General features: G+C 43.1%; 7 protein-coding genes. 4 read left to right on the forward strand and 3 right to left on the reverse strand.

From position 1 onward, the window contains the following. The first annotated feature begins 157 nt into the window (after positions 1-157). Complete coding sequence (locus RMY32_RS13100) at positions 158-487, forward strand: SemiSWEET transporter (protein ID WP_322697519.1); 330 nt, start codon at positions 158-160, stop codon at positions 485-487. Positions 488-762: 275 nt separating this feature from the next. Here RMY32_RS13100 and RMY32_RS13105 read toward each other — a convergent pair whose 3' ends face one another. Together RMY32_RS13105 and RMY32_RS13110 are read right to left on the reverse strand one after the other, a co-directional pair. Beyond that, positions 763-1,278, reverse strand: a complete 516-nt coding sequence (locus RMY32_RS13105; protein WP_322697518.1) for a GNAT family N-acetyltransferase — start codon at positions 1,276-1,278, stop codon at positions 763-765. 191 nt (positions 1,279-1,469) lie between these two features. Continuing rightward, entirely contained in the window at positions 1,470-2,795 is a 1,326-nt protein-coding gene (locus RMY32_RS13110; protein ID WP_322714435.1) for a DUF58 domain-containing protein, read from the reverse strand. A 158-nt stretch (positions 2,796-2,953) separates the two neighbouring features. Here RMY32_RS13110 and RMY32_RS13115 point away from each other — a divergent pair, with 158 nt between their 5' ends. From RMY32_RS13115 to RMY32_RS13125, 3 genes are all read left to right on the forward strand, one after another. After that, the gene (locus RMY32_RS13115) at positions 2,954-5,278 is read left to right on the forward strand and encodes a response regulator (RefSeq protein WP_322714436.1); all 2,325 of its coding nucleotides are present in this window, start codon (positions 2,954-2,956) and stop codon (positions 5,276-5,278) included. Positions 5,279-5,704: 426 nt separating this feature from the next. Continuing rightward, positions 5,705-11,290 (forward strand): PAS domain S-box protein, encoded by a 5,586-nt coding sequence (locus tag RMY32_RS13120; protein WP_322714437.1) that lies wholly within the window; start codon positions 5,705-5,707, stop codon positions 11,288-11,290. 2 nt (positions 11,291-11,292) lie between these two features. Further along, the gene (locus RMY32_RS13125) at positions 11,293-11,838 is read left to right on the forward strand and encodes a hypothetical protein (RefSeq protein ID WP_322714438.1); all 546 of its coding nucleotides are present in this window, start codon (positions 11,293-11,295) and stop codon (positions 11,836-11,838) included. A gap of 68 nt (positions 11,839-11,906) precedes the next feature. Here the strand turns inward: RMY32_RS13125 and RMY32_RS13130 are convergent, their stop codons facing one another. Then, on the reverse strand, positions 11,907-13,667 hold the full coding sequence (locus tag RMY32_RS13130) for a mechanosensitive ion channel family protein (protein WP_322714439.1): 1,761 nt from the start codon (positions 13,665-13,667) through the stop codon (positions 11,907-11,909). Positions 13,668-13,841: the final 174 nt, after the last annotated feature.

The following is a 13,841-nucleotide window of genomic DNA, read 5'->3' on the forward strand; positions in this document are numbered from 1 at the left end:
AAATTCTCTTTCTGCTTTATGTCAATAGGCTATCAGAAGGAATGAAAAAACGCCTTTAGAGAGAATCAGCAAACAATGAGAGTGTGGTAATCTCCAGTTAAATATTTCTTTTACTGCATAGGATCACTTAACTGAAAACCTTGAGGTAGGGAACAAAATGGAAATCGATTTTACAACTATTTTAGGGCTAGTAGCAGGAGTACTGACTACACTCGCATATCTCCCTCAACTTATTAAAACTTGGCAGTCCAAATCAGCCAATGACCTTTCTTGGAGTATGTTAATTATTCTTTGTGTAGGTATTATTTTATGGTTGATTTATGGTTTTTCTGTTCATGATATTCCTTTGATTGCTGCTAACATTGTTACCTTACTTATTGCATCGGTGATTTTAGTGCTGAAGATTAGGTACCGCTCAGGTACAGATGAAGAAGGCAAGAAACAGGAAGCACAAGGCAGAACCGAAACCACATCGATTAAGAGTTGAAAGCAGGAAACAAAAGTTAAATGCGAATGGCACTAAGATAAACCCAAAGTCTTGTGTTGCCTAGTTCCCAGCCTGGAGGCTTGAGAATGTATTACGAGAGGCTCTGCCTCTGGTCAAGCCACTGGAGGCAGAGCCTCCCAGGATCGGTTCCCAGCCGGGAGGCTGGGAACCAGTCAAATACAACAAAGATTAATAGTGGGTTTGCGAATAATGTGTTCGCGAACTATTCCCGCTTCTTACATCTTGTGAATATTTAATACATCAATCATAACTTTTCAAACATCCTCTAAAACTAATTCCATAAAAACCCAGTTTGCTCGATGTTCTAGAGGAATCTCAGTTTTTTCCAAATACGGAGCGATATTCTGAAAGCCAAATATATGATAAAGTGCGTGTGCTTCTTTGGCAAAAGGGGCACTGTCTAAACGTATCTTTGAGTAACCAATGTAGGCAGCTTCGTTGATGATAGCTTCTAATAAAGACCGACCGATTCCTTTTCTGCGAAATTCTGGTTTGACATACATTCTTTTAATTTCGCCAATATCTTTACCAATCTTTCGCAAGCAAGCGCAGCCAGCTATTTTTTCCTCATATTGTCCCAAAAGCAAGCGCCCTGAAGGTGGTAGAAATTCGTGGAGTTGAGTCATATATTGGTCAAAGAATGTATTAGCATTTAAATTGATGCCGAATTGATTGCTGAATATCAACTTAGTCTCATTAAAATATTCCCAAAATACTTCCTGGATATGAGAGTTATGTTCATCAGTCTTTACCTGGATAATTTTAAGCAAAGTTTATACCTCCGCTAAATAATTGAATAAAAATACATAAGTTAGAGTGACAATTACTAGGCGTTGCATATTTGCGGGATAATTTTGCTAGTTTTGTGAGATGGGCCGAAAAGCCCGTCCCTTGTATTTTAGGGTAGGCGTCTCGCCCGCCCTACAAGAATCATCCCTTGATTCAGCAAGCCCGACAATTACTAAAGTTGATTTCGCGCTTTGAGTTGCAGATATCGCTCAACTAACCGATCGGCAATTTGATTTGCTGGCGCATCTAGAACCAATACACCTTTTTGTTTCAATTGGGCATAAGCTACTTGTCGTTGCATTAATAAATCTAGTGCTACTGCACGGGTATAAGCACTTGCAACATCATCTGTAAAGGTGTGTGCTAGACGATCGACTTGTGGATCTCGCAAAGTCACACAAAATGGAAGGTAGCGGGGTGCTAACTTGGAAAGTGCAGCTAGGAGTTCTGTAGAGGCAGTGATATCAACTAAATCGGTAATCACTACTACCAGCGCCCTTCGAGTTTGTCGCTGCACAACATTTGTTACCGCCCCCAAATAATCAGATTCAAATAACACTGGTTGAAGTGGAGTTAAGCGATCGATTAACTGATTCAAATGATGTTGACCGCGTTCTGGGGGAATCCACGTATGCATTTGGCGATCAAATACACCAACACCCACGCGATCGCCTCGATGTAAACCTGCCAAAGCTAAGGATAAAGTTGCATTCAATCCCCAGTCAAATCGCTGCAAATTCTGCACTTTTGCCGTCATTAGCCGACCGCGATCGAGTAAAATCAGTAACGTTTGTTCCTGTTCTGGTTCTAGAACCCTGACCAGTGGCATAGCATTACCATAAGCCCCAACCCGACGGGCAGTAGCTTTCCAATCAATAAACCGCAAATCGTCACCAGTTCGATAGTTTCGCAGTTCGGCAAACTCTGTACCAATACCAGTTTTGCGAGATTGGCGCATCGATCCTGATGATTGCAGTGTCAGACGAATGGTGAGCGATCGCAATCCCACTAAATCAGGATAAACTTTCACAGGCAGACTTTGGGGAATTTGCCAGTCATCCCAAGCTAGTCCCCAAAGCCCCAACTGTCGGACTTGAATATTTCCCCAAGGAAACTCTCCTCGCTGTGTTGGGTGGACGGTATACGTTAATTCTTCAGTGCTGTTACTGGGAACAATAGCGCCCAGTGCAGGTGCAGACACGCCAAATCCTGTTGGGTAATAGTCGCGGATTTCAATTTGAGCGTCGGTATTTTGTGATGTCACCTTTAACACTACGGGATTATCTCGCCCAATGGATAATCGTGACGGTAATTCGCGGGTAATTTGCACGCGAGAACGCCGTACCCGCAAACCATCTGCAACCATCAGTCCGAGAATAATTGCATTAAATAGCACAGTTATGGCGATGGTTGCTCTAATGCTGATAAATAAGGATAGAATCGGGGCGATCGCTATACCCAAAACTAATAATAAATAAACTCGTTTGGAAGGAACCATTTTTTAGAGTGAGAAGTTAATAGCTAGGTATAAGGTGAATTCAATGTAACCGAAATAAGAAGACTTGCTAAATTATTTTATTTTTTCCTTGTAAAAAAATAACTACCTAATGTACTATTTTTTTGGGTAAAGTAGCAAATTATATTTTGGACGGGTGTATGAGAATCTTGCTAATCGAAGATGAAGAAATTTTAGCAAGTGTCTTGTTGAAGTCTCTGACTAAGCAACACTATGTTGTTGATGTCGTACAAGACGGACAAATGGGTTGGGAATACACGCAAAGTACGAACTATGACCTGTTATTAATAGATGTAGGATTACCAAAACTAGACGGGATTACATTGTGTCAGCGATTGCGTTCTGGTGGTTGCTTTACTCCGATTCTCTTGATGACGGCGAGAGATGGTAGTAAAGAGCGGATTCAGGGACTTGATGCAGGTGCAGACGATTATTTGATCAAACCTTTAGATTTAGAAGAACTGCAAGCACGGATACGAGCGCTGATCCGTCGAGGCGATCGCCCCTGTACTCCTATACTGGAAGTAGGCGCGCTGCGACTAGATCCCAGTAGTTGCGAAGTCACATATAACAACAAACTCCTGGAATTAACAGCCAAAGAATATAGTTTGCTAGAGCTATTTTTACGGAATCCATCGCGTGTTTTTAGTCGGGGGGATATTATTGAGCATTTGTGGACTTTTGACGACCCACCCCAAGAAGAAACTGTAAAATCTCACATCAAATACTTACGACAAAAGTTGAAAGCAGCTGGAGCAGTAGATTGGATTGAAAATGTTTATGGTTTGGGATATCGGCTGAATCCTGGAAGAGAGCAGGGGAGGCAAGGGGAGCAGGGGAAGCAGGGGGGGAAAGAAAAATCCCAAGTTGCAAGCCCTCAAGTTGAGGAGCAGTTTCAGCAAGCGATGGGTGGCTTGTGGAAACAATACGAAGGGTTGATGGTGCAGCGATTGGCGGTGCTGGAAGAGTTAACAGCTGCGCTTTCTAAGGAAACTCTGACTCAGGAGTTACGTAAATCGGGAGAACGAGAGGCGCACAAACTAGCTGGTGTCTTGGGAATGTTTGAGCAAGACAATGGTACTTTGCTAGCGCGGCAAATTGAACAGATTTTAGGGAAAGATGGTGATTTGTCAGTAAGTGAAAAGCGGCAATTGCTGGGGCTGATTGAAGGTTTGGGTAACATCATCAACCTGATGGGGCAGAATGTAGATGATCAAACTTCTGCTGCGATCGCAGCCGAAATTAGTACGCGATTGGTCTTAATTGACCCGAATCTGCAACTAGGTTCTCAGTTGCAACAACTGGTTGAGTGCATGGGAATATGCTCGAAGCAAATCAGCAACTTAGAGGATGCAAAAAACTTTCTCCAAACCACATCACCAGATTTAGTAGTGCTAAATATAGATGATATCGGCTGGCGTAAAGAAAGTTTAGCACTTCTAAGGGACTTAGCAACGCGTACCCCACCCGTACCCGTTCTTGTGCTGGCTGCAACTGATGAGTTAGTAGAACGCGTAACTTTTGCTCAATATGGGGCGCGGGGTTTTTTGGTCAAACCTGTAACAGCTGCTCAAGTTTGGGATGTTTCGTCTCAGATATTACAACGTACTCGTTCTTTGCGGGTAAATATACTGGCAGTAGATGACGACCCGTTGATTTTAGCAGCACTGCGCCCAATGTTAGAGCCGTGGGGTATGCGGATGACAGGATTAGAAAATCCGCTACGTTTCTGGGAAGTATTGCAATCTACTAAACCGGATTTGTTGATTTTAGATGTGGAAATGCCTCATATAAATGGTATCGAACTTTGCCGAGCAGTTCGTACCGATCCCCAATGGCAGGAATTACCAATTGTGTTTCTGACTGCTCACCGAGAAATGGAAACTGTGCAGCAAGTGTTTGCGGTTGGGGGAGATGATTATGTGATTAAACCTGTTGTCGGTGCAGAATTGTTGGCACGCATTACCCATCGCTTAGAACGCAGTCGTTTACTACAATCGCTTTCTACTAAAGATCCCTTAACCGGACTAACAAATCAGTTTCAGTCTAACCGCGACTTGCAGCACCTAATTGCTCAAGCTGAGAAAAATCAGCAATCTGTTTGTTTGGCAATCTTAAGCGTGACTGATTTGCGTCAAATTAATATTAAGTATGGTCATCAGGCTGGAAATCAAGTATTGCAAAGATGGAGTCGTTTATTCCAATCGGCATTTTGCAGTGGTGAAGTGCTTGGTTATTGGGGTAATGGTGAATTTGTCGTGGGAGTTTCTGGATTAACAAAAACAGAAGTAAACCATCGCCTGAGTGAGATTTTAACTACCCTCCGCCAACAAATATTCACAGGCTTCAAAGGCGATCGCTTTCAGGTAATATGTAATTTCACTGTAGTCGAATACCCCAATGATGGGCTAACGATACAATCTTTATACCAAGCTGCTGCTGGGGGTAATATCGTGTCGGGTTAAAGACTTATCATTAAGACGGCAGGGGGCAGGGGGCAGGGGGCAGGGAGCAGGGGGTATCTCGTTCCCATCATTTTTTCCTTTTATCGACCTGTTGACAAGCTTACCTTTTTCTTAAGTTGTCACCAATGGTCTGAGACTGGGAACGAGGAAACGAGGAAAAAACCGCTATATTTTGAGATGCCTATACATTTGCTGATTTGGTGTTCGCAATTGCTGATTTGGCGATCGCAATTGCTGATTTGGCGATCGCATTTTTGTAAAATGAAGAGAATATGTAGTTTTGCTGTAGTCTAATATTTCAGTCAGAGACTAACGATACAATCACTATACAGATTTATTAGTATCATCTTTAGCACATGATTATTAATTTGTACAGTACTTAATTAATAAAAATTACGAATTACGAATTATTTAACAGGAGTCTTGATGAGTACACAACAGCTAGAGCAGGTAAAGCAATTGCAAGCCACTGTGAAAAAAATGGAAGTAACGCTGGGTGCGATCGCTGATGCTGTAGTTTGGGTAGGAGAAGACCGACTGATTCAATGGTGCAATTCTCGCTTTGAGTCTCTAGTAGACCAACCTCACGCTACTGTCTGCGGTGCAAAGTTAACTGACTTGCTACCCCTGACACAATTAGGACAACCAGTTGCTTTATCCTGCTATCCTGATGTGCAAATACTCAATGAAGAGTATGAAACAGCAAATTATCAGTTGCAGCAAGATCAGCAAATAACATTACAAATTTCTGGTAGCTCTACCGGAATGACTAGCGATCGCTGTGCAATACTAGTGATTCGGGATATCACATTGACGCAACGAACTCAAGAATCTTTACAAGAGATTGAGGAGCGATTGCAGACATTAATTAACGCTACACCCGATATTATCTGTTTAAAAGACGGCGAGGGAAAATGGTTGCTGTCAAACCAGGCTAACCTAGAATTTTTAGAGCTACAAGGCGTTGATTATCAAGACAAAACAGACTCAGAACTGGCAGAATTTAGCAATTTTTATCATGATGCTTTGCTCAACTGCAATAAAACAGATGAACGAGCTTGGCAATTGGGATGTGTGCATCGGATAGAAGAAGCTGTTCCTCGCCCTGATGGGACAGTGAGCAGTTTAGATATGATTAAAGCTCCCCTATTTCACCAAGATGGTAGACGCAAAGCCTTGGTGGTTTTAGGACGGGATTTGAGCGAACGCAAACAAACCCAAGTAGCTTTAGAAAACTCTCTATCTTTATTAAGCGCTATCTTTGAATCGATTCAAGATGGTATATTAGTAGTCGATAGCTCAAGTAAGATCGCTAGTTATAACCAAAAGTTCTTAGAAATGTGGTCAATTCCACCAGAACTTTTGACGGAACCAGAGCATCCTCAGCGACTAGCGTATCTGGCAAACCAATTAAAAGACCCTGATGAATTTTTGCAACGAGTCCGAGAATTATATTCACAGCCGGAATTAGTTAGTTACGACTGGTTAGAACTAGAAGATGGCAGAGTATTTGAGCGCTACTCTTGTCCTCAGCGCATCGGCGAACAGATTATTGGTAGAGTGTGGAGTTTCCGCGACATCACCCAGCGCCAAAGGGCTGAAGCAGCACTGCGACAAAGTGAATTACAATACCGCAGTATTTTTGAAGCAATTAATGATGGACTATTTATTACTGAAATAGAGACTGAAAAAGTCGCCGAAGTTAATCCGGCGGCTTGTCAGATGCACGGTTACTCTTATGAGGAATTTCTCACTTTACATCCATCTAGTTATATTCACCCAAGCTCGCATTCTGTTTTTCTAGAGTTTGTCGAGAAAACCCGATATGGCGAGCAATTTTATGGACAAGCTGTTGATATCTGCAAAGATGGCAGTTTAATAAATGTGGAAGTCAAAGGAACAACCTGTATCTACAATGGCAAGCAACATATTTTAGCAATAGTCCGGGATATTACGGCTCGCAAACGCACCGAAGAAGCCTTACGTCAAAGCGAAGCTCAGTACCGCGATTTGGTGCAAACAGCCAACTGTATCATTCTGCGTTGGGATGGCAATGGTGACATTATATTTTTAAATGACTACGGTCAAAAGCTTTTTGGTTTCGATTCAGATGAAATTACAGGAAGCAATGTTATCGGTACAATCGTTCCAGAAACCGAAACTTCTGGGCGCGATTTGCAGACATTAATGGTTGATATTTGTCAGCACCCAGAAAATTATCTATTTAATGAAAACGAGAACTTATGCAAAAATGGCGATCGCGTCTGGATTGTCTGGGCGAATAAACCCATTTTAGATGCCCAAGGAAACTTAATCGAAATTCTTTCAGTCGGTACAGATGCCACAGAACGCAAACGCGCCGAAGCAGCCCTCCAAGAAAGCGAGTTAAAATTCCGTAGCATTGTTGAAAATGCCAACGATCTGATATTTGTGCTTTCGCCAGAGGGAATTTTTACTTATCACTCGCCGAATGTGACTGCACTGATGGGCTACAGCCTAGAAGAAATTGAAGGTCATTCTGTAGTGGAGTTTACCAAACCGGAAGACTCAGCAACTAGTGCCAGTGCTTTACAAAGGGCGATAACTGGTGAAAAGCTGACTGATATTGAAGTGCGATTGCGACACAAAGATGGTAGCTGGCGATGGTTCAACTTTAACACTTCTACAATTAACACTCCTAGCGGTGAAATTGCGATCGCCGGCGTGGGACGCGATATCACAGAACGCAAGCAAGCAGAAGAAGCCTTGCGTCGTAGTGAAATGAAATACCGCAACATCTTTGAAAATTCCCAAGTGGGGATTTTTCGCACCTGCCAAAAAGATGGATTGATTATCGATGCTAATCAACGTGGTGCCGAGATATTAGGTTTTACCTCTGCTGCTGGCTTAATTGGCAAGTATTTCACGACTGATTTATATGTCAATCCAGAAGAACGCGTGCAAATGTTAGCAGAGTTAGAACAGTCCGGTGAAGTTCGCAATTTTGAAGTAGCACTGCGACGCTTGGATGGATCTGTTGTTTGGGTACTGTTATCACTTCGTTTCAACGCCGAAGAATCCTGTTTGGATTCTGTTTTTACAGATATTAGCCAACGCAAACAGCAAGAACAAGCTTTACGCTTAATTGTTGAGGGTACAGCAGCGAAAACAGGCAATGAATTTTTCAATTCTTGCGTTCGTTACCTTGCCGAAGTCTTGCAGGTTCAATACGCCTTAGTGACTGAGTTTGATGACGAGCCAAAAACGAGAGTCCGCACTTTGGCATTTTGGTGTAATGGGGCTATTAACGATAACTTGGAATATGATTTACAGGGTACTCCTTGCGAACACACCTTGCGAGGCAATATGTGTCACTACCCGCAAGCAGTACAAACTACTTTCCCAGAAGATGCCGATTTAGTGAAGATGAATGCCGAGAGTTTTTTTGGCGTTCCTCTCACCAGTTCATCTGGCGAAATCATCGGACATCTAGCAGTGATCGATGTCAAACCCATGAAACCCGATCCGGGACGGGAACTGATTGTGAAAATATTTGCTGCCCGTGCCGGTGCCGAATTGGAACGCAAACAAGCAGAAGCAGCCCTACAGGAAAGCGAGTTAAAGTTTCGCACTATCGTTGAAAAAGTTAACGATGTGCTGTTTGTTCTTGATGCTGATGGGGTTTTCAACTATATTTCTCCAAATATCTTGAAGACTACCGGATTTGCCCCCAGCGAAATAGAGGGTAATTCCTTGGCATCCTTTACTCATCCCAACGATCTGCCAAAATGGCTGGAAGTTGCCCAAACTATCCTGGCAACAGGTGAGGGAATTTCGGGGACTGAGTACCGCGCTAAACATCGGAATGGGGGCTGGGTTTGGCTAACTAGTAATGCAGTCCGCACACAAGATGCCCAAGGTAATTTTCAGATTGTCGGCGTAGCACGTGATATTAGCGATCGCAAACAAGCAGAAGCAGCATTGCAACGTCGAACTCAAGCCGAAAGTTTAATCAGCAGCGTTTCTCGGCAATTTATTGACCAAGATTTAGCAACAGCAATTAATTTTACACTGCGAGCGATCGCTGAATTTATTAATGCTGAACACAGTTGCATCTTTGAATGCTCCCAGGATAAACGTGAATTCAACCTGATTCATGAATGGTGTGGTGAAGATGTTGCACCATTAATTGATATTGCCAAAGGTTCGCCTGTGGAAGTTTTCCCCTATTTCTACGAGCCAATTCTCCGTGGTAGGCATCGACAAATCTCTTGCGTGGAAAATTTACCCCTGCATCTACCCGAGCGACAACTTTTTGAAAGTATGTCGTTTCAATCTATACTAGCTGTGCCAATGGTTCATGCTGGCAAAGTCGTTGGGTTTGTTGGTGCAGCGATGATTCACTACTCAAAAACCTGGAACCAAGAAGATATTAATCTATTGAAACTGGTAGGTGAAATAATTGCGATCGGTCGAGCTAGACACCAGGCAGAAGAAGCGCTGAGAATTGCCAAAGAAGCCGCCGAAACTGCCAACCGAGCCAAAAGTGCTTTCCTCGCTAACATGAGTCACGAACTCCGCACCCCTCTAAATGCAATTTTGGGTTTTTCCCAATTAATGGAGCGAGACATTAGCCTCAACTCAAACCAGCGCGAATCATTAGCTACCATTAATCGCAGTGGAGAACACTTGCTTAACCTGATTAACGATGTCTTGGAAATGTCCAAAATTGAAGCTGGACAAATCATTTTCAACCCCGAAGACTTCGACCTATATCTGCTGTTGCAAACACTACAAGAGATGTTCCAAGTGCGGACACAGGCAAAGCAATTGTTTCTCAAATTTGAAATGGCTCCCAATCTCCCGCGTTACATCCAAACAGATGAAGGTAAACTCCGCCAAGTGCTAATTAATCTTTTGGGTAACGCCGTCAAATTTACTCAAACTGGGGGAATTACTTTACGAGTCAGATTAGGAAGTGAGAGTAGAGGAGGGGAAGCAGGGGGGGCAGGGGAGGAAGAACTATTAAGCCCTGCCCAATCCCCAATCCCCAATCCCCAATCCCCAATCCCCAATCCCCAATCCCTACACTTTGAAGTCGAAGACACTGGACGGGGAATAGCGGCAGCAGAAATGAATAACCTGTTTCAGCCTTTTGTCCAGACAACAAGCGGTATTCAAACTAAGGAGGGAACTGGACTTGGACTGACTATCAGCCGTCAATTTGTGCGGTTGCTGGGAGGCGATATTTACTTAACGAGTAGCGTTGGACAAGGGTCTATTTTTAGCTTTGATATTCAAGTGAATTTAGCCGCAGCTTTGAAAGCTGCACCAAAATTGAATAAGGGACGCGTACTGAAGCTAGCAGAAGGCCAACCATCTTACCGTATTCTCGTAGTAGATGACCGTAAAGAAAACCGCGATTTGATTGTGCAACTTCTTGGTAGCATTGGTTTTGAAATTCAGGCTGCGACTAATGGACAAGAAGCGATCGCTATTTGGCAAACCTGGCAACCTCACCTAATTTGGATGGATATGCGGATGCCTGTAATCAACGGCTACGATGCCACTAAAGAGATTAGAGCCAAGGAAAAAAATACAACTAGAAATTTCCGCACTGTAATTATTGCCTTAACTGCCAGTGCTTTTGAAGAACAACAGGCAAGTATCTTAGCCGCAGGTTGTGACGATTTGGTTCGTAAGCCATTCCGAGAGCAAGTGATTTTTGAAAAGATCGCTGAATATTTGCAGGTGCGTTATATCTGTGCAGAAGAAAGCAATGAAGATGCAATAGGCAACAATTTAGAAAATACTCAATCTACTATCTTGGATCTTCGCTCTGCAATTACCATTATGCCTACCCAATGGCTAACAGAACTGAATCAGGCAGCCGTTGAGGTCGATGCTGAAAGGATTTTGCAACTCATTGAGCAAATTCCCCAAACTCATTCTGCTTTGGCAGAAAAATTGGCAAATTTAGTCCGCAACTTCTGCTTCGATGAAATTATCGACTTAACTGAGGAAAATATCTAATTATGAATAACAAAACTAAATTCTTGACTTTTGTCACCGTAATGCTAACAGTTTCTTCTTTGACTATTAGCACAGTTGTCGCCAAGGCGAAACTAACGAATCAGTCAAAACTGTTTATTAACGGTATTGGCACAGTAAAAGTCGGCATGACTGTCCCTCAAGCGGCAAAGGCTGCTGGTACTAAGCTAGTGGGCGATGCGCCAAATAATAATTGCTATTATGTTAAGCCAGAAAATGAACCCAAAAATCTTTCGTTCATGGTGACAAAAGGTCGAATTTCGAGAGTAGATGTCAGGCAAAATAATCAGATTACTACCTTCAAAGGTGCAAAAATTGGCGACACCGAGGCGCAAATCAAGTCTCTTTACCCAGGACAAATTCAAGTCACACCTCATAAATACGTCCAAAACGGACATTACCTAACTTTTGTCCCGAAAGACCCTAGCGATCGCAACTATCGCCTAGTCTTCGAGACTGATGGTAAACTTGTGACTGAGTTCAGAGCGGGGAAATTGCCAGAAGTCGAATATGTTGAGGGCTGCTCTTGATTTAATCATCTTGCAAAAAAGTTTTGTAGTCTATTAAAGGGTTAAAATTGTCAAAAATTTAACTATCCTCAATTGGCATCAATCTGAATATTGTTTGCTTCAAAGGCTTGCCGCACCCGTAGACGGAACTCTCGCCCAACGTTCCATTGTTCCATAGGTGCGGTTTTAATCCAGACGCGCACTAACATACCTGTATGAGATAGGTCATCAATCCCCAACACTTGGGGCGATTCTAGCAGGCGATCGCGCCATTCTACTTCGCTATACAATTCTTTGGATACTTGCTTGAGAATCTCTAAAACCTGCTTGGGGTCGTTTTCATACGCCACTACAATAGAAAAGTCTACCCGCGACCAGAGACGGGTTAGATTGCTGACATTCATGATATTGCTATTGGGAATGGTAATTAGTTTACCTTCGTTATTACGTAGTTGAGTCACCCGCAGGTTGAGATTTTCCACCAGTCCGCTTTTATCCCCAATTTCAATTACATCTCCCACAGCAAATTGATCCTCCATCAAAATCAAGCAGCCATTGACCAAATCTTTAATCAGACTTTGGGAACCAAGAGAAATGGCGATACCGATGACAGCGCCCCCTGCCAAAATTGAACTGGTGGGCATATTAAATGCGTTTAGAGAATGCAAGATACCCAAGGTAATGAAAATAAAGGTGATTAATCCTTTGAGTGCCCCGGAAACTGTTGCAGCTCGTAGCGCAATCCGTTGAGTTTCACTCAAAGGGAGAGAGGAATGGGTTGTCCAGACATCAGTGAGGCGGTCAATTAAGGTTTTGCCGATCCGAATAACAAGACTGATGAAAAACCAAATAATCAGTAGCGCCAGGGGCCTGGCTAAAGCGTCCTTCGACCATCTCATGAGGTAGGGGACGCTATACATGATGACCACAATCCCGATGTACCACATCAGAATAAATGCCCAAAACAGTAGCAATGTGAGCAGAGAATAGATCCCCAGTTGGCGCTTGAGGCTAAACTGTCGCTGGATCATTTCTAGAAAGTGCGATCGCCCATCAGCGATGGTGTCTGTCTTTGTTTGACTGTCGCTGGTTTCTATTGTGTGAATAGTTGTGGATGTTTCTGCCTCAGATTGCTTGACCACATGCTCTTTTACCGCAGCTATCTGCTCTTGATGGCGAACTTCCAATGCCGTCTGTTTGCGAATTAGAGTTCGGCGCAGTAACCACAACACAACACTCCCTAACACTAAGCCGACGCTGATTTGTAGTGCCTGCCCAATTCGTTGCCACAATATCTCATGCGAGAAGAGTTTATTAATGCGTTCCACTTCTGCTTGTAATATTTTTTGCCACTCCTGCGCCAATTCTTCCAGAGTTTTCCCGTGGTAGTCAGCATCTGGCTCTGTTACTGTCACCAGCCTTAAAGGACGGGTCGTTCGATCGTCACTGAGTTGGAGGATTGAATCCTGATTCAGAATGGCAATAGAAACCAAAGGAGTTTGTTTAGCTTTATTAGTTCGTTCGAGCGCTCGCATCAGCCGTTGTGTAATTTCTTCGGCACGTACCTCTACTGGAAGAGATCCATCTGGCGGTTGGCTACGATTAAAAACAGTGGGAGAGACAATCTCAAACAAGGAGTCTCTGTCTAAGGGTGAATACACAGAGGCAATTTCATACATCCCGAGGCGGGTAACACCTTTAGGTGGCTGGCGCGGATCGTTGGAAGCTGCGGTAGGTAACGAAGGCAGTTGACTGTGAGCGATCGCACTCCAACCAAGTACTATTGCGATCGTCATCACACTGACTAGCACAAACCGAATTATTGAATGGAGGTAGCGATTAAACAACATAATCTATGGTCAAGTGATTGAATAACTAATAATATTTAGTGTTAGTCATCATCCTACTTTAATTTTCTATCATCAATTAATTTTAAAGATTTTCGGGCTATTAGAAAAAATTTGGCGCTCGGTTCCTATAAAAAAGCTCTAGAATTCAGAAATTGCAAAAGTTTTTGGAAAGTG

The organism is Nostoc sp. ChiSLP03a (assembly GCF_034531215.2).
Taxonomy (GTDB): domain Bacteria; phylum Cyanobacteriota; class Cyanobacteriia; order Cyanobacteriales; family Nostocaceae; genus Nostoc.

Excerpts from the sequence above, each read along its gene's own strand:
- RMY32_RS13100 (WP_322697519.1), top strand. The coding sequence starts at position 158 with ATGGAAATCGATTTTACAACTATTTTAGGGCTAGTAGCAGGAGTACTG.
- RMY32_RS13110 (WP_322714435.1), bottom strand. The coding sequence starts at position 2,795 with ATGGTTCCTTCCAAACGAGTTTATTTATTATTAGTTTTGGGTATAGCG.
- RMY32_RS13115 (WP_322714436.1), top strand. The coding sequence starts at position 2,954 with ATGAGAATCTTGCTAATCGAAGATGAAGAAATTTTAGCAAGTGTCTTG.
- RMY32_RS13120 (WP_322714437.1), top strand. The coding sequence starts at position 5,705 with ATGAGTACACAACAGCTAGAGCAGGTAAAGCAATTGCAAGCCACTGTG.
- RMY32_RS13125 (WP_322714438.1), top strand. The coding sequence starts at position 11,293 with ATGAATAACAAAACTAAATTCTTGACTTTTGTCACCGTAATGCTAACA.
- RMY32_RS13130 (WP_322714439.1), bottom strand. The coding sequence starts at position 13,667 with ATGTTGTTTAATCGCTACCTCCATTCAATAATTCGGTTTGTGCTAGTC.